At 41.9% G+C, this 353-nt stretch carries 1 protein-coding gene; it reads left to right on the top strand.

Annotated features, from left to right (window positions below; all coding sequences use genetic code 11):
* Positions 1-353: hypothetical protein (locus tag SB717_RS34255; RefSeq protein ID WP_410907292.1), on the top strand; the 353-nt coding region annotated here is incomplete at both ends.

Genomic DNA, 353 nt, shown 5'->3' with positions numbered 1-353 from the left:
CTGGATTTGACCCAAATGTTGGTTTCCCGCTTCCTAATATTGCAGCTGGAACATCATTGACAGTAACGTTCCAAGTTACGGTAGTTGCACCGTCTACACGTGGAGCAGTATTAAATACAGCATCTGCTACAGCCACTTTCTTATTAAATCCTTTACAGCCACCTGTAACAACAACGAATTCAAGTAATACAACGGTAGTTACAATACCGTTACCTCCTCCTGGTGAAGTAACTGCAACAAAAACAGTTGATGTTGCAACTGGGGCCGTTGGGGATGTATTAACGTATACTGTGCTCATTTCAAACGTAGGAATTATCCCTGTTACAGATGTGTTCTTCCAAGATGTCATACCA

Source organism: Priestia sp. SIMBA_032 (genome assembly GCF_046535215.1).
Classification (GTDB): domain Bacteria; phylum Bacillota; class Bacilli; order Bacillales; family Bacillaceae_H; genus Priestia; species Priestia aryabhattai.
Note: the sequence above shows the minus strand (reverse complement) of the source record. Positions and strands in the feature narration are given on the sequence as shown.